At 65.3% G+C, this 14,552-nt stretch carries 19 protein-coding genes; 14 read left to right on the forward strand and 5 right to left on the reverse strand.

The window, feature by feature from the left end; all coding sequences use genetic code 11:
• Nucleotides 1-18: 18 nt before the first annotated feature.
• The gene (locus CLV67_RS51325; RefSeq protein ID WP_146169451.1) at nt 19-585 is read left to right on the forward strand and encodes a hypothetical protein; all 567 of its coding nucleotides are present in this window, start codon (nt 19-21) and stop codon (nt 583-585) included.
• A gap of 139 nt (nt 586-724) precedes the next feature.
• Here the strand turns inward: CLV67_RS51325 and CLV67_RS51330 are convergent, their stop codons facing one another.
• On the reverse strand, nt 725-1,753 hold the full coding sequence (locus tag CLV67_RS51330) for a hypothetical protein (protein WP_146169452.1): 1,029 nt from the start codon (nt 1,751-1,753) through the stop codon (nt 725-727).
• Nucleotides 1,754-2,120: 367 nt separating this feature from the next.
• On the opposite strand from CLV67_RS51330, the gene CLV67_RS51335 reads away from it, so the two are divergent.
• Nucleotides 2,121-2,972 carry a hypothetical protein gene (locus CLV67_RS51335; RefSeq protein ID WP_146169453.1) on the forward strand — a complete coding sequence of 284 codons (852 nt, stop codon included), beginning with the start codon at nt 2,121-2,123 and terminating at the stop codon, nt 2,970-2,972.
• 133 nt (nt 2,973-3,105) lie between these two features.
• On the opposite strand, the gene CLV67_RS38295 is transcribed toward CLV67_RS51335, so the two are convergent.
• The 3 genes from CLV67_RS38295 to CLV67_RS38305 are packed head-to-tail and all read right to left on the reverse strand — an operon-like array spanning nt 3,106 to nt 5,494.
• Entirely contained in the window at nt 3,106-3,930 is an 825-nt protein-coding gene (locus CLV67_RS38295) for a phosphotransferase (protein WP_106327572.1), read from the reverse strand.
• Nucleotides 3,927-4,631: an HAD family hydrolase gene (locus CLV67_RS38300; RefSeq protein ID WP_170154162.1), complete on the reverse strand. Its 705-nt coding sequence runs from the start codon at nt 4,629-4,631 to the stop codon at nt 3,927-3,929. The genes CLV67_RS38295 and CLV67_RS38300 overlap by 4 nt, the downstream gene beginning before the upstream one ends.
• Nucleotides 4,628-5,494 carry a winged helix-turn-helix domain-containing protein gene (locus tag CLV67_RS38305; protein ID WP_106327576.1) on the reverse strand — a complete coding sequence of 289 codons (867 nt, stop codon included), beginning with the start codon at nt 5,492-5,494 and terminating at the stop codon, nt 4,628-4,630. Before CLV67_RS38305 ends, CLV67_RS38300 begins: the two co-directional genes overlap by 4 nt.
• A gap of 251 nt (nt 5,495-5,745) precedes the next feature.
• Between CLV67_RS38305 and CLV67_RS38310 the strand changes: the two genes are divergently transcribed.
• From CLV67_RS38310 to CLV67_RS38365, 12 genes are all read left to right on the forward strand, one after another.
• Nucleotides 5,746-6,003, forward strand: coding sequence for a hypothetical protein (locus tag CLV67_RS38310; RefSeq protein WP_106327578.1), 258 nt, complete (start codon nt 5,746-5,748; stop codon nt 6,001-6,003).
• A gap of 19 nt (nt 6,004-6,022) precedes the next feature.
• Nucleotides 6,023-6,310 (forward strand): hypothetical protein, encoded by a 288-nt coding sequence (locus CLV67_RS38315; RefSeq protein WP_106327580.1) that lies wholly within the window; start codon nt 6,023-6,025, stop codon nt 6,308-6,310.
• 5 nt (nt 6,311-6,315) lie between these two features.
• Nucleotides 6,316-7,047 carry a GntR family transcriptional regulator gene (locus tag CLV67_RS38320; RefSeq protein ID WP_239166511.1) on the forward strand — a complete coding sequence of 244 codons (732 nt, stop codon included), beginning with the start codon at nt 6,316-6,318 and terminating at the stop codon, nt 7,045-7,047.
• A gap of 92 nt (nt 7,048-7,139) precedes the next feature.
• Complete coding sequence (locus CLV67_RS38325; protein WP_106327584.1) at nt 7,140-7,568, forward strand: hypothetical protein; 429 nt, start codon at nt 7,140-7,142, stop codon at nt 7,566-7,568.
• A gap of 93 nt (nt 7,569-7,661) precedes the next feature.
• Nucleotides 7,662-7,991, forward strand: a complete 330-nt coding sequence (locus tag CLV67_RS38330) for a hypothetical protein (protein ID WP_106327585.1) — start codon at nt 7,662-7,664, stop codon at nt 7,989-7,991.
• A 2-nt stretch (nt 7,992-7,993) separates the two neighbouring features.
• A complete protein-coding gene (locus tag CLV67_RS38335) occupies nt 7,994-9,424 on the forward strand; it encodes an FtsK/SpoIIIE domain-containing protein (RefSeq protein WP_106327587.1) in 1,431 nt (476 codons plus the stop codon).
• On the forward strand, nt 9,421-9,948 hold the full coding sequence (locus CLV67_RS38340; protein ID WP_106327589.1) for a DUF2637 domain-containing protein: 528 nt from the start codon (nt 9,421-9,423) through the stop codon (nt 9,946-9,948). The genes CLV67_RS38335 and CLV67_RS38340 overlap by 4 nt, the downstream gene beginning before the upstream one ends.
• Complete coding sequence (locus CLV67_RS38345) at nt 9,945-11,756, forward strand: replication initiator (RefSeq protein ID WP_106327591.1); 1,812 nt, start codon at nt 9,945-9,947, stop codon at nt 11,754-11,756. Before CLV67_RS38340 ends, CLV67_RS38345 begins: the two co-directional genes overlap by 4 nt.
• Nucleotides 11,749-11,961: a helix-turn-helix domain-containing protein gene (locus tag CLV67_RS38350; RefSeq protein ID WP_239166508.1), complete on the forward strand. Its 213-nt coding sequence runs from the start codon at nt 11,749-11,751 to the stop codon at nt 11,959-11,961. Before CLV67_RS38345 ends, CLV67_RS38350 begins: the two co-directional genes overlap by 8 nt.
• Nucleotides 11,961-13,094, forward strand: a complete 1,134-nt coding sequence (locus tag CLV67_RS38355) for a tyrosine-type recombinase/integrase (RefSeq protein WP_203737257.1) — start codon at nt 11,961-11,963, stop codon at nt 13,092-13,094. Before CLV67_RS38350 ends, CLV67_RS38355 begins: the two co-directional genes overlap by 1 nt.
• Nucleotides 13,095-13,125: 31 nt before the next feature.
• Nucleotides 13,126-13,299, forward strand: a complete 174-nt coding sequence (locus CLV67_RS38360; protein ID WP_239166510.1) for a type II toxin-antitoxin system HicA family toxin — start codon at nt 13,126-13,128, stop codon at nt 13,297-13,299.
• Nucleotides 13,296-13,511 carry a type II toxin-antitoxin system HicB family antitoxin gene (locus CLV67_RS38365; RefSeq protein WP_106327593.1) on the forward strand — a complete coding sequence of 72 codons (216 nt, stop codon included), beginning with the start codon at nt 13,296-13,298 and terminating at the stop codon, nt 13,509-13,511. The genes CLV67_RS38360 and CLV67_RS38365 overlap by 4 nt, the downstream gene beginning before the upstream one ends.
• 243 nt (nt 13,512-13,754) lie before the next feature.
• On the opposite strand, the gene CLV67_RS38370 is transcribed toward CLV67_RS38365, so the two are convergent.
• On the reverse strand, nt 13,755-14,537 hold the full coding sequence (locus CLV67_RS38370) for a tyrosine-type recombinase/integrase (protein WP_106327595.1): 783 nt from the start codon (nt 14,535-14,537) through the stop codon (nt 13,755-13,757).
• Between the last annotated feature and the right edge of the window lie 15 nt (nt 14,538-14,552).

Here is a 14,552-nt window from a genome sequence, read left to right on the forward strand (position 1 = left end):
TCGACTCAGGGAGCATCCTTGAATGAGCTTGCCTTCATCCTGATCGGGCTCTTCCTTGGAGTGCCGTTTTCGATCGGAGCGAACCTGGCCACGCCCCGCTGGCAGGCATTCTGGTCGAAGCGCAGCGAACGTGCCCGGTTGAGGAACGAGCAGCGGATGGAGGATTACGTCAGCATGGTCGTATGGTTCGCCAAGCACCCTGCTGAACTTCAAGTTGCCCTTGCCGTCGCCCAGGCAGAGTCTCGCAAGAGATACCTCCAAGGGGTGCCGACCTTCATGGCTTTCGCGATTTTGCTCCAACATCTGGTGCGAAATCCTCAGACAGCGGTGCCCCAATGGTGGACCTCCGCGGCGGTTTGCGTTGCGCTTACGTGCGCGGGGATGTTCTGGGTGTCCACCGGAGCGTCGATTGGCACCAGAGCTCGGAACCTGGCTGTAAATGCGGCGGAGCACTCCGGCTGGCCTGTGGACATTCTCGCCGTCACGCCCAAGCCGGGATATATTGCGCAGCCGTCCAAGCGTCCGCTGCGTCGGGAGCCGCCGCCGGACGACCGCCAGCCCGCGGACACGCCTCCTAAGGCCTGAACCCTATGCAGTCCAGGTGCAGGGGCCACACCTAGTAGCTAATCCGCACGTTTCCGCAATCCAGTGGGCTATCGGCGGCAAGAGAGCGCGCCGAAAATGCGTAAGTGAGCCACTCGCCCCGCAGTAGTGAGCGGCGCAGCTAGGACCACATTTCGCTGTCCAGGTCGATTGATATTGCGTCGAACCCTTGGTAGGTGGGACCTGAGTTCTGGAACTTTTCTTGGAGATTCCCCCGATAAACAGCCGTAGTAATTTCTTCCAGTGTTCGCCGGTCGGGGTCAAGGTATCCAAATCGACTACCGTCGCCCACGTCATTGAGGCCCTCAAAATTTCTGTCCAGTCGCGATTCATTTACCAAAAAACGCCCGATCGCTTCGCCGTCCGACTCAAGCGATGCCGCAAAAAGACGGGCTGGAAAACGAATCGCCACTCCCACTTCGGGGAACTCGGCACGAACTTCTTCTTCACGTAGATCCGCTCGCGCCTCCATGGATCGCGCTACGGGTTCGTAATACGACGCGAGAAGGTCTGATGTTGACGGAAATTGATCAGTATCTTCAGGATCTGGATCATGCGCTTCGATTCGCCAGCCTTGCTTGTCAAGGATCGAGAAGTTTGCCCATGCAATCCGGCGGCCGCTGGTCCGGGCACGTACCGCTTTCAATTGCCCCTTGGCTCTCTTGACGTCAAACGGCTGGGGGGTGCGGGCCGTCCCCTTGGCCTCCACCGTCACCTTAAAGGAGAAAGGCGGAGTTCCAATTCCAATGAAGTCCGGCCTTGACCCATGACAGGAAACCCCCGCATTTCTCAGAATTCGATCAAAATGTACGAGCCAAGGAACACCAAGCTCCTCCGCGAAGAGCTTCGCAGCGACCCCTCCCATGAAGTACGAAACCGTAACCTTTTCGGTTCCGTCCAAATCAGTGTACGCGGGCAAGACGGTAAGCGGCGAGCCTGGAGCTCCCGAAAGATCGAAGGTTCCCATCACCATGCTTGCGCGCCAGATGACGTGTAATGGCCATCCTTTCGGGCTCATCACGTCGGCCCAGTTCTGTCTTCCCATGGTTACGGAAGCCCAGACTAGCCTTGCCTTCGACACGGTCATAGAAGACGGCACATGGATGTAAGACGGGAATGCGCGTGCTCGCAACGGGATGCGGAATGACATGGCATCTAGTCTGACACCGTGTGTCCTCCAGGGCGAGTGATCCGCCTTCCAGTCAGTTTGACCGACAGACAGTGAACACCTTTGTGAACAGGTTCGGCTTATTGGGAAGGCGCTCTCATCGGCACGAGCGAGTACCGGCCGGCAGCCGAGGTGCGGGGGCGCTACCGGAGTCATCCTGCACCTGTCCTGTGCCCACAGGCCGACAAAACCTATTAGATGAGCATGGCTCGCGTATTCGCTCTACGTGGCAACAGCTAACTCACCTGATCGAGCTCATGGGATCTCGCTTCGCCGGCAACACGTGCTGTTCGGACTTGATGTGCGATATAGGCTTTCACCTCGCTCAGGCGCGTGGCACTATGCCCGGATGGGAGAACCATACGCAACCCGCCGAATCCCGGTGCAATCTATCCGCGGCAACGACGATGAGGCCACGTCCGCTTTGCGCCTCCTCTTCTACTTAGGTGAGGTCGAACGGCAAGCGGAAATCTTCAATGAAGAGATTGAAGATGCGATAGGTTCGGCCTTACGGGAGGACGACAGCGTCAGAGTCTGGCGACACTTGCAGGCTGCGATGTTTGCCGGAATTGTGGTCAGCCGGATGGTGACCTTAGGACCAGATCCTAAACCCGACGGCTGGCCAGGCACGAAGAGCGAGGGAAGAAAGGCAGCCAAGATGGCTGCAGAATGGCGAGTTCGTGAGCTCCGGCGGGTCCTGGCTTTACCTGACAGCGAGGACGGGACGCTGATCTACAAAGTCAAGACTCTTCGTGACAGCCTGGAGCACATCGACGAGAGGATGGATCTTGCGCTGTACTCAACTAACGTTCCCAGCATATCCGACTGGTATCTTAGCGATGGCCATTTTCTTGGCCCTGCAGAAGACGTCGATGGAAATGAAACTTTGGCTGGCTTACGCGCCTTCTTTCCCGAGGGCGGCGTCGCAATTTTTCACAAGACCCTCTTTGACGTCTTTCTGCTGGATATCGACATGCTTAGGCTTCGTCATAATGCGAGAGAGGCGCAAGCCGAGATCTCGTCAACCCTTACAGGCCGGCTTCCGTTCGGCGGAGGCCGACTTTCCCGTGTCCCCTTGACGGCAGGTAAACGGCTGAATTGGTGGAAGGAGAAGAAGCGAGATATTTGGGCATCGATGGCACCCCCAGTGCGGCCGGATGGATACATACGGCTGTGGATGCAAGTGCTGGATAAAGAATAGTCGCGCGATCTCCAGCGGCCTCAAAGCTACGTTCCCGCGATGCACTCAACTCGGCAAATCAGTGCAACAACTACCAAAATCCTATTCGGTGACTAGACCTGTTCTGGGAGCTGATCACAGGAATACCGGCGAACTAGACGCGCGCGGCTTTGGCAATGATCATCCACGCCTGCAAACGGTCGACCGCGACCTGGGCGAAACTGGCAATCACCTCAACGAGGTTCGGTGTTCCAAGAGCTTCGCTGACCCTGATGGCAAGGACTGCGACATCGTAGGTGTGGTCACCCGTCATTCCGCGGGGGTCGATGAACATCCAGTCCTTTGGTCCGCTGGCGATGATGTTGCCGCTGGAAGCGTCGCCGTGGCAGAGGCTCGGGACATGACTGTGGGCTAGGTCGGCTAGCAGCCTCAGTGCGTTCTGGCGTTCGCCGGCCGGAGCGACGGCAGTTCCTGGCCGCAGATCGCGGAGATGGTCATCTTCTAGTCGCTCGCGGAGCCAGTCCAGAATCGAGGGCATGCCGGGGATCGGTGGCGGCTGATCGCGCATCGCTACTAGCGGTGCAAAGAGCGCGGATGGGTCGACCGTTGTCGGATCCGTACGGATGAGGGATGTACCTGGGAGCACTCTGTCGAGCACTGTCCATGTGCCGTGGTTCGTTGTCGTCGCTTCGTGCACCGTTGGGGCGGCGCCCAACTTTGCCAGGGCCGTCGCGACTGCGGCCTGGTCAGATCCGTGTGGGTCGGGGCTGCTACGGAAGACGAGAGGCCCGTCTGGCGAGTCGGCGGCGACGACGAATCCATAGCGAGCCGGCAGGATGCTGGACGGGGTGGCTTGGTAGCGCTCGCAGAGACCCTGAAACTCGTCGTGCACCTTCGCCGCCCATAGGTCGGCAATCTCGGGCCAGCGACGCTGCACATTCGCCAAGACGGCGGCGGGCAAGATCAGTCCATCGTTCATCGGGGCGACCGAGCCGCGTCTTGATGCAAGGCGTCAACCAGGGAGTTCATGGATTCGATCACCAGGTCCGCTCCCGCATCGGTCAGGCGCTGGTGCTTGCCTGACTTGTTGGCGTAGCCGATGGTCGGTATCTGGGCGGCTCGACCTGCCTCAATGTCGCTTACCGAATCGCCGATGAAGACTGCGTCATCCCTGTCCAAGCCAACTGCGGTGAGGCCACATTCGAGCAGAAACGGATGCGGCTTGAGTAGGTGCGGGTCCATGCCGTCGAAGCGGGCTGCAAGGCCATCGACGTAGCGGATCAAGTCGTGATCTCGAAGGTAGGCCTCGATCGCGGCGCTGGCGTTGTTGCTGACGATGGCGACCCTGCGGCCGGTTTCGTGGGCGGCGCGGAGCAGATCGTTGGCACCGGGTGTTGGGGTGGCTACGGCAACAGCCGTGTTCTCGGCATCGCGGAGAACATCACCGATCTCGCAGGTCAGGCTGTCGTCCCCCAGGGCCGCAACTTCGACAAGGATCTGCAACGGGTCGGGCGAAAGGTCGGCTACCGCACGCGGAAGCTCGCCTCGCTGGCGCCGGATGGCGGTGCGCAGCTCGTCGGCGACTGCGGCGGCTGGATAGCCGGCGAAGACGGAGCAGATGGGGCCGTCAAAATCGATCAGCAGGCAGCGGGTGTTGGCGATCAGGTCGGAGAGGGTCACGGGTTGTACTCGTGGGCGATGGTGTCCCAGATGCTGTCGAACCAGGCCTGTGACTGCTGAACGAACTGGTCTCCGGCGTCACCGACATCGCCCGTGGTGGCGTAATGGAACAGAGGGACGTCTTTGCCCAGGACGTCGAAGATCGGGACGGCCTGCTTCTCTACCGAGACGGTGTTGCGGACGACGGGGTAGAAGCCGAAGAACACCTCGTCGCGGTTGAGGATGTAGAGCTTCGACAGGACGGTGGTGCCGTACGCGCGAATGTCAGTGGTGGCGTTGCGAACCAGGCCCAAGGTGGCCAACTCCCCTACCGACTCGACGATGGCCTCAGTGTGACGACGGGCGATCCGGGCTGCGCGTTCACGGACTGCGGGGTCGTCGCCGGCGGGCTCGGCTCGGGAGGGGACGACCGCGGGCTGTGTCAGGTCGGGCAGCAGGATGCGGATGGCGATCGACTCGGGTGTGAGGCGGCCGGCGCGGATCTTGTCCAAGGGTTCTTGGATGGCACCGTGGAGGGTTTCGCTGGAGAAGCCGGCGAAGTCGATGGTGATGTGGGACTGCTCGAACGCGGCCTCGATGTGCGGGCGCAAGCCGACTGGGCGGTCGGTCTGGGCGCGGACGAAGGCGCCGCTGCCCTGTCGGCTGATGATCAGGCGGTCGTCGCGGAGGATGCGTAGCGCGGACTTGATGGTCTCGCGGGCTACGCCGTAGCGCTCGGACAGGTCGTTCTGCGAGGGCAGACGTTCACCGGGGGCGAAGCGACGAGTCAGGATCGCCGCGCGCAGCACGTTTGCGATCTGCTGGGAGGCCGGGCGGGCGTCGTCCGGCTCCAAGTCGTCGAGGTCGCGGGCTTCCGTGTTCACATTCGACAGCTTAAAGCCTGGCTAGCCAGGCTAGGTGATTCGAGGCGTAGAGGGTTGCGTATATCTAGGGACAACCGTACGGTCGATCTGACTAGCCAAGCTAGTCAGGTAGACCCTCATCCGACGTTGATCGTCGCATTTCGGTGCGTTCGACTTTGTCTGGGAGGGCAGACGGCGCCGAGGCGGGTCTTTCCCGCTGGTCGACATAGTCCCGCCTCGGTGCCTCTCCATGCTGTTGCGGAGGTCCCGTCATGCCCGAACCGCTCGACTTCGGCGGGCAGGCACCGCCGATCGATCCGCCTACCGGCTGCGCCCGCCCGCTCGTGTGGCGGCTGGCTCGGCGCCTGTACGCCGATCATCAGCCTGGCCCGGATGGATGGTGCCTGAACTGCCGTCCCGCAATCCTCTACCCGTGCGTCGCTCGTCAGCTCGCGGATCTCGGTCTCGCGGTGGCGATGAAGCGCACGGCAGCCGGTCCGCACGTGGCCAACAAGGGGCACCACTGGTGAGCGGGCCGGGTAACGACCGATGAGCATCCTGTCGATCTCCACCCCTCCGCGCCTGCCGGTGGCGGCGGATCAGCTGGTCGGTCACGTGCTGCGGGTTCCGGCCGGTTCGTGCCGGTACCGCGATGGCGCCCTGGTCCTGTTCGTCCGGCGGGTCCGGCTCGACATTTCGCAGTGGTACGGCGGCCAGTGTGTCTGGCTGGAGGGCGACGAGCTCGCCGAGGACGGCTACCGGCTGCGGTGGACGCAAGCCCTGGTGCACGTCGCGGCTTGCGACCTGCACACTGTTGCCGCGGGACGCACGGCGTGACCGGCATGGGCGGCGGTTCCAGTTCGGCGAAGTACGCGCACATCGTCGACGTGCTGCGGGAACGGATCGTGCGGGGCGCGTACCCGCTCGGGTCGATGCTGCCCAGTGAGTCGCAGCTGGTGCGTGAGTTCGGGGCGTCTCGTTCGACGGTGGTGCGGGCGTTGGAGTATCTGCGGCAGCTCGGCTACCTGGAAGGTGTGCAGGGCAAGGGGCGGCTCGTTCTTGGCACTCCCCCGCGGCGTCGGCCGTCGCCGCCAGCGCGGACCTATGAGTCGTTGCACGCGCCGGAGGTCGGGAACGGCACTGTCGTCGGAGCGGGTCGAGCGCCGGCTTCCGCGCGGATCGCCGCGATGCTCGCCGTTCCTGTCGGTGAGCCGGTGATCGTTCGTCAGCGGATCATGATGGGCAGTGCCGTGCCGTGGTCGACGCTCTCGACGGTCTACCTCCCGGCAGTCGCGGCTGTCGGTACTCGCTTCGCTGATGTCGACCCGCTTCGTGAGGGCGTGCTGGATCACCTCGAACGGCGCCGGCGGCTCGTGGCAACCGATGTCGTCGAGCGGATGACATTGCGGGCACCGTCCGCCCGCGAATCGACCTTGCTCGCTGTCAGCACAGACGATGTTGTGCTGGCAATTCTGCTGGTCGTTCGGAACTCGGCGGCATCTCCGCTGCTAGCGATTGATCTTGCGGGCATCTTGCCGCCAGCAGGCATCGAAGAACTTTTTTCTCTTCGCTAGGCAAATTACTTGGCTAGCCATGCTGTCCATGTGCTAGCTTTCTGTCCAACTTGGTTAGTCAAGTAATCAGGTTCGACGGAAGGAGTCTTTCGGTGATTCCGAACTCGATCAAGGTGCCGGTGCCGTGGGACTACGTCGCGCCGCACGGTGGGCTCTGCCTCGGCGTGGAGCCGGCCACCGACTTCGACAAGCGCGGCCAGGGCGACGACCAGCTGCGCGACAAGGAGACCGGCGAACGCGTCTGGCTGGTCCGGGTCCTCGACCTGGACCCGGAGGCCGGGAAGTTCGGTGGATCGAAGGAGTTCAAGGTCAAGGTCATCGCCGCGCAGCAGCCGGTTCCGCCCGCGTCCGCGGTGCCTGGCTACCCGCCGATGGTGGAGTTCACCGACGTCACGCTGACGCCGTACGTGGACTCGCAAAAGTGCAAGGGCACCGGCAAGTGCCGGTCGCGGCTCGGCTGGTCGGTCCGCGCGGCCGGGATGACCGGGCCGCAGTCCACCGGGAGCACCAGAGCCGCCTAGGTCTCATCGCGTCCGGGAGCGGGGCCAACAACCGCCAAGAAGTTCTCCCCGCCCCGGCCGCTCCAACCACCTCTTGTGAAGGAGTGGGCTGTGATGCCCAAGGTAGTCGACGCTGCCCGCGTCACCACACCGAGCAACACCGTATGGCGTACCTGCATCGGATGCACCGAGGTGAAGCCCCTGGCCAAGGGCATTGACCGTTGCGACAGCTGCGAGGACGCGGCTGATCAAGAAGCCGTTGAGGAGGGCCTTCGGGCGCACGCGCTCACCGGTTGGGAGCACGTCAACCGCTACGCCGGAGCGATCGGCCGGATCGAGGCGTGGGCGCTGCTGATCCCGAACGTCACCGACGCCGAACGCCTCGACCACATCCGCGACGCACTCGCCACCCTGGAACAGGCCGACACCACGGCGGTGAGCTGACCATGCCGCTGATCAACATCATCCGCGGCGAGACCATCCCGGTCGCGCCGCTCAACGTCCGCACCCCGGTTTTCCGCCTCCCGATCTGGGCCGTCGTCGTCTGGGAAACCGTCAAGGCCCTCGCTTGGCTCGTCGCCACCTACGTCCGCCACTGGTACGTCACTCTCCCGGCCACCGGGCTGACCTGGCTCTACCTCGCCTACGGTTGGCAGGCGCTCGCCGGGCTCGTCGCCGGGACCGCGGCCGTTGCTACCGGCTGGGCGTTCGGGCATCGGGTGTCGTGGTTGCGGCTCGGCTGGTGGCCGATCCTCGCCAGGGTGCGGCGGCTGGTGTACCGGCGGCGGTGGATGGCCGCGATGGTGACCGCGAAGCTGTCGGTCTCCTACGACAAGCGCGCGATCATCCCGGAGATCCGCCGGGTCCGCTGCCGCGCGGGCTGCGATGAGGTGCTGGTGCGGATGGTGACCGGGCAGATCCCCGACGACTTCGCCAAAGCCTCCGAGCGGCTGGCCCACACGTTTGGGGTGCGGCAGGTGAAGGCCATTCCCGGCCCGACCTACGCCACCGTGGTCCTGGTCCTCATGCGCGGCGACTCCCTCCACGACACCGTGGAACCGCTGCCGGTGCCGGACGCTCCGGACTTCACCGCTCTGCCCATCGGCGTGCAGGAGGACGGCAACCTCTACCGACTACGGCTGTTCGGCACCCAGGTCCTCATCGTCGGCGCCACCGGCTCGGGCAAAGGCTCGGTGATCTGGTCTATCGTCCGCGCCCTGTCCGGCGGCGTCGCTGATGGCCTGGTCGAACTGTGGGGCCTGGACCCCAAAGGTGGCATGGAACTGGGGATCGGCCGGCCGCTGTTCGCCCGGTTCGCCTCACGGGATTTCGCCGAGATGGCCGCCATGATCGAGCAAGCGGCGGCCACTGCTCAGGAACGCGCTGCCCGGCTGGCGGGTCAGACGCGTCAGCATGTGCCGACGGTGGATGAGCCGTTGATCGTCCTGGTTATCGATGAGCTGGCGAACCTGACCGCCTACCTGACCGAGCGGCAACTGAAGGATCGGATCAAGGCCGCGCTCGGCATCGTCCTAACCCAGGGCCGCGCCGTCGGCGTCCACGTGGTCGCGGCGATCCAGGACCCCCGCAAGGAAGTCCTTCCCGCTCGTGGGTTGTTCCCGACCCGGATCGGACTGCGGCTGTCGGAGCCGGCGGAGGTCGACATGGTCCTCGGCGACGGCATGCGCGACCGCGGAGCGCTCTGCGACCGGATCCCGCAGACGCAGCCCGGTATCGGCTACGTCGTGCTCGAAGGAGACCCGACACCCATGCGGGTGCGGCTGTCCTACTGCGACGACACCGCTGTCCGCGACATGGCCCATGACTACGGGCAGCTTCGGCTCGTCGACGGCAAGGCTGCTGGAGGTGCGGCGTGAAGCTCAACGCTGACCGCGTCGAAGGCCTGACCCTGACCGCCATCCTCACCACCGTCGCCCTGGCCGCCGGATGGGCGTCCTTCTCCCACGTCCACGACTGGACCATGCGCCACGCCCCGGTCGGGACCCCGGACGCGTTCGGCTGGGTCAACGCCGTCATCTCCGAACTCGTCCCCGTCGCCGCACTGCTGACGATCAAGCGGCGGCGCCGGGCTGGGGCGCCGATCGGATACCCGCTGGTCCTGCTCGTGGCGGCCGGCACCCTGTCGCTGTCGGCTCAACTCGCAGTGGCTCAGCCAAGCCCGTCCGGGTGGCTTCTGTCCGCGGTGCCCGCGCTGGCGTTCATGGCCCTGGTCAAGCTCGTCTTCACCAGCCCACCTCCGGAACCTGTTGCTGAGTCGGCGCCGGTCGCGGCGCCTCAGCCCGTGCCTGCTCCGAGTCCGGCTCCGGTGGTGCCGACGGTCCCGGTCCGACCGATCACCCGACCCAACGGGGTGCCGGTCATCGGGCAGGTGACCCGATGACCACACCAACCCTGCTCCCGGCCCCTGCCGAACCGCAGACGCCTCGGCCCGGCTCCCGCGCCGCCCGACTCGCGCTTCCCCGCGCCGTCGACGCGCTCAAAGACCTGGCCATCGATCACGGCGTCTGCATCCGCCCGATAGCGTTGCGACGGACCGACCTGGCCACCGGGAAGACGGAACTCGTCGACCTGCCGTGCGGCGCCACGCTCGAAGCCAGATGCCCGCCCTGCGCCAAACGGGCACGGCGGCTACGGCAGGTACAGATCCGGGAAGGCTGGCACCGGGCCGACGAACCGCTGCCCGGCCCGGCGCCGGCGACACCCCGTCAGCGGGACCTGATCACCGCACGCGCGCACCTCGAATTCGAGCGGGCCGCGCTCCAACTCGCGAACATGGACCCCGACCAGCGCGCGACGGAACTGGACCGCATCGACACAGCGATCAGCGCGGTAGAAGAAGAGATCGCCGCAGAAGGACTACGCGGCAGCATCGCACCGGGTCGCGGCCGTGACGCCGAAGGCGACGACGAGGACGGTGGGCCTCGGCGGGTTCGGTCGACCAAGCGGCGCCAGGATGTGCCCGACCTGCCCCGGCAGAAGGTCGAAGCCCGCACGGTCGGCCGGACGTACGTCGGCTCGGATGGTGTCGAGCACCGGCCGTCGATGTGGCTGACCCTGACCCTGGACAGCTACGGTCCGGTCCACTCAATCCATGCCGGGCGGCCCTGCTCGTGCCGTCGCTGGCACACCGACGGCGATCCACTGCTGGGTACTCCAGTCGACCCCGGCAAGTACGACTACCGGCGGGCGGCCTGGGATGCGGTGCACTTCCCGCGGCTGCTCGACCGGTACTGGCAGAACCTCCGCCGGGCAGTCGGCTGGAACGTCCAGTACGCCGGATGCGTCGAGCCGCAACGACGCCTCGCGCCGCACGCGCACTTTGCAATCCGCGGCACGATTCCGCGATCGATGCTGGAACTGGTCTCCACCGCCACTTACCACCAGGTGTGGTGGCCGGTGGCCGACCGGCTCCGCTACCCGATCGACCGACCACCGACCTGGGACGCCAAAGCGGAAACGTGGGTGGACCCGGACAACGGGCGGCCGCTGGCGACGTGGGCTGAGGCCCTGGACGCGATCGACGACGACCCCGACGCTGAGCCTGCACACCTGGTCCGGTTCGGCGCCCAGGTCAAGGCCAAAGGCGTCGACCCCGGTTCCGGCGACGTCGAGCGGACGATCGGCTACATCACCAAGTACGTGACCAAGTCCGCCGCCGACTGCCACCAGACCAGCAGTGACCCGCAACGCCAGCACCTCGACCGGCTCTGGCACGAACTCCGAGTCACCCCGTGTTCGGAGCGGTGCTCGAACTGGCTGCTCTACGGCGTCCAGCCCAAGAAGGCCCACGGCAGGCTTCGGCCCGGCCACTGCAAGGGACGCGTGCACCAGAAGACGACCCTCGGCATCGGCGGACGGCGGGTGCTCGTCTCCCGTGACTGGTCCGGCAAGACCCTCGCCGACCATCGTGCGGACGCCCATGCCTGGGTCAAGGCGCTGCTCGGCGTCACCACCGAGGACGCGGAACCTGAGGCCGACGAAAAGCCGGCGGTCGCCTGGGAGATGGCCCGTCATGACGACCCCGATCTCCCGGCCCTCGAACACCGGCTCTTGCGAGCGATCTCCGAACGCATCCACCGCCGCGGGCAACTGAACGCAGCTCGGCAACGGGCCAGCGGCGACCCGCCCGTGAATGTCTCGGCAACTGCAATCCACTCGACCGACGGGGAGGGAAACACCTGTGGATGACGAACTGCTGACGGTGGCTGAGCTGGCCCTGGTCTTGAAGGTGGAGGTCCGCTTCGTCCGGCGGCTCGTCGCTGAGCGACGTATCCAGTTCACGAAGGTCGGCAAATACGTGCGGTTCTACCGGAGTGATGTGCAGGACTTCATCGCCTCCGGCCGGGTCGAACCGGTCACCGTGGCGTGGTCTGGCGGAAGGGCGGTTGCCTGATGGCGAAGCGTCGTTTCGGCATGCTCCGCAAGCTTCCTTCCGGCCGCTACCAGGCCTCATTCATCAACCCGGCCGGCGTTCGGCAGAACGCCCCAGACACCTTCAAGACCAAGACGGATGCGAACCGCTGGCTCACGCTCGTCGAAGCGGACCTTTCACGGGGCACCTGGCTCGACGACCGCGCGGCGGCTGAATCGCTCGGCAACTACATGCGGGCGGTGCTGCGGGACAGCCCGAAGATCGGGGTTCGGTGGCGGGAGACCTGCGAACGAAACATGCGGCTCCACCTGTCTCCGCTGGTCGATACTCCGCTTCGGGCGCTGACAGCGACTCAGGTACGCGAGTGGCACGCGGCGGCACTGCGCGGAAAGGGCGGCCGTACCTCAATCTCCCAGTCGTACCGCTTCCTTCGGATGGTCTTGAACGTCGCGGTGCGCGAGGGCCTGATCGCACGCAGCCCGTGCCAGATTCCCGGCGCCGGGGTGGTGCACGCCGCGGAACGCCCGATCGCCACTCCGGCTCAGGTGGTCGAGCTGGTCGAAGCCATCAACCCCCGGTACCGCACGGCAGTCCTGATCGCCGCATGGTGCGGACTGCGTCGCGGTGAGATCGCCGGACTCCGCGTCGCTGACGTCGACCTGACCGAGCACACGATCACCGTGCGAAAGAACCGAGTCGAGCCGCTGCACGATCGCGGCAAGGCACACGACAAGGATCCGAAGACGAAGGCCGGTAAGCGCACTGTCGCCATCCCTCCGCACGTGATCCCGATCGTGCGCCTCCATCTGGACGAATACGCGGGACGGGAGCGGCTGTTCGTCAGCCGGGACGGTTCTCCGCTGCGCGGCAACACGCTCTATCAGGCGTTCGTTCGAGCCAGGAAGAAGGTCGGGCTCGACATGCTGACCGTTCACGATCTGCGCCACACCGGGCAGACCTTGGCGGCCCAGGCCGGCGCCACGATGGCCGACCTGATGAAGCGCCTCGGGCACTCGTCGATGGCGGCGGCACGCAGGTACCTGCACGCCGTCGACGGCCGGGATCAGGAGATCGCCAAGGCGCTGTCTGTGCTCGCCGCCCACGGCGACGCCGCGCGTCTGCCGGAATCCGTCTCCGCGAAGAGAGCGAGCTGATATGCCGTTGAAGGTGGGAGACGCGATTCGGATGATCGAATCGGACGGGTGGGTGCTTGTCACCACACGCGGCAGTCATCGGCAGTACAGGCACCCGTCCAAGCCGGGCCGGGTCACGATCGCCGGTAAGCCGAGCCGGGACTTGCCGCCGGGCTTGGAGCGCAGCATCCTGAAACAGGCTGGACTGACAGGGGGCACCCCGTGAGCGCGTACGCAGTGATCATCGAACGTGCCAAGGACGGCGGTTTCGGCGCCTGGTCTCCGGACCTTCCCGGCTGCGTCGCCCTGGGCGACTCACACCAGGAAGCGTTGCAAGAGATGCGTGAGGCGATCGGCTTTCACCTGGAGGGGCTGCGGGAGGCCGGCGAACCGATCCCGCCGCCCACGGCCGAAGCGGTCGATCTCATCGCGGCATGACTGCACGGCGGGCCGCTGATGCACGTTCGCTGCATACGGCCCGCCTGCACATCCCTTGACCTGCGTCGATGTCCCTGACTGAAAATCGGAAGGTCGGCGGTTCGACCCCGCCCCTGGCCACCGAGCCTCTCGCCGGGCTTTGAGCGTCGTCCACCTGCGGAAACGCACGGTGGACGTTCTGCTTTTCAGGCATGAACGCCCATCGTTCGCACCTTCCGATCGTGGCGATTGCTCACGGATTGCTCACGGCGCTCTCCGCCGAGGTCGGTGGCGGGTCAAAAGCTCCACCGCCTTCTCGACCTGTTCCGAGGTCGTCTTGCGCATCAAGTGCGCGTACACCCGACGCGTCACGTCCGGCGTGGAATGACCGAGGATCAGTTGCACGATCTCGATCGGAACGCCGCCGGCCAGCATGAGGGAGCACGCGCCGTGTCGGGTGTCGTGTAGCCGGACCACCGGCAGGCCGCACGCACGCACGTGCCGCTCGAACTCCACCGTCACCCGATCGGGGCGCAGCGGTGCGCCGTCCTCTCGGCAGAAGACCAGGCCGTGATCCTGATAGTCGATCCCGAAGAACTCCCGTTCGTCCCGCTGCCGGTCCCGGTGTCGGGTGAGCGCGTCTTGGGCGGGCGCGGCGAGCGGCACCCACCGGCGACCTTTGCGGGATTTCGGCGCCTTGAATAGGCGGCCAACGTGCTCCTCTTCGCACACGGGGCATGCCGCCTGCTCGGGCGTGACCTGCTTGCGAGTGACTGAGACGATCGTTTGCCGGACCCGCAAGCCCGCACTGTCGGTATCGATGTCCAACCATCGCAGGCCGCACAGTTCCGCCCGGCGAAGACCCGCGTAGGCGGCCAGCTCATAGAGCGCAGACAGCCGGTCGTCGTAGACGTGCTCCAGAAACCGTGCCGTCTCCTCGGGTTCCCACACCGTTCCTTCGTCATCGCCGTCATCGATTTCAACCGAGGTCGGGATCGAATCCATCCGACCCTCTGCCGGGTTGACCGCGATCAGTTCACGCCGCATAGCGGCCGACAACGC

Origin of the sequence: Actinoplanes italicus (assembly GCF_003001815.1) — a bacterium.
Classification (GTDB): domain Bacteria; phylum Actinomycetota; class Actinomycetes; order Mycobacteriales; family Micromonosporaceae; genus Actinoplanes; species Actinoplanes italicus.

What these genes read in the sequence shown, in the direction of transcription:
- CLV67_RS38335 (WP_106327587.1), top strand. Translation starts at nt 7,994, where the DNA reads ATGCCGCTGATCAACATCATCCGCGGCGAGACCATCCCGGTCGCGCCG.
- CLV67_RS38370 (WP_106327595.1), bottom strand. Translation starts at nt 14,537, where the DNA reads ATGCGGCGTGAACTGATCGCGGTCAACCCGGCAGAGGGTCGGATGGAT.
- CLV67_RS38295 (WP_106327572.1), bottom strand. Translation starts at nt 3,930, where the DNA reads ATGAACGATGGACTGATCTTGCCCGCCGCCGTCTTGGCGAATGTGCAG.
- CLV67_RS38315 (WP_106327580.1), top strand. Translation starts at nt 6,023, where the DNA reads ATGAGCATCCTGTCGATCTCCACCCCTCCGCGCCTGCCGGTGGCGGCG.
- CLV67_RS51335 (WP_146169453.1), top strand. Translation starts at nt 2,121, where the DNA reads ATGGGAGAACCATACGCAACCCGCCGAATCCCGGTGCAATCTATCCGC.
- CLV67_RS38355 (WP_203737257.1), top strand. Translation starts at nt 11,961, where the DNA reads ATGGCGAAGCGTCGTTTCGGCATGCTCCGCAAGCTTCCTTCCGGCCGC.
- CLV67_RS38330 (WP_106327585.1), top strand. Translation starts at nt 7,662, where the DNA reads ATGCCCAAGGTAGTCGACGCTGCCCGCGTCACCACACCGAGCAACACC.
- CLV67_RS38320 (WP_239166511.1), top strand. Translation starts at nt 6,316, where the DNA reads ATGGGCGGCGGTTCCAGTTCGGCGAAGTACGCGCACATCGTCGACGTG.
- CLV67_RS38360 (WP_239166510.1), top strand. Translation starts at nt 13,126, where the DNA reads ATGATCGAATCGGACGGGTGGGTGCTTGTCACCACACGCGGCAGTCAT.
- CLV67_RS38345 (WP_106327591.1), top strand. Translation starts at nt 9,945, where the DNA reads ATGACCACACCAACCCTGCTCCCGGCCCCTGCCGAACCGCAGACGCCT.
- CLV67_RS38310 (WP_106327578.1), top strand. Translation starts at nt 5,746, where the DNA reads ATGCCCGAACCGCTCGACTTCGGCGGGCAGGCACCGCCGATCGATCCG.
- CLV67_RS51330 (WP_146169452.1), bottom strand. Translation starts at nt 1,753, where the DNA reads ATGTCATTCCGCATCCCGTTGCGAGCACGCGCATTCCCGTCTTACATC.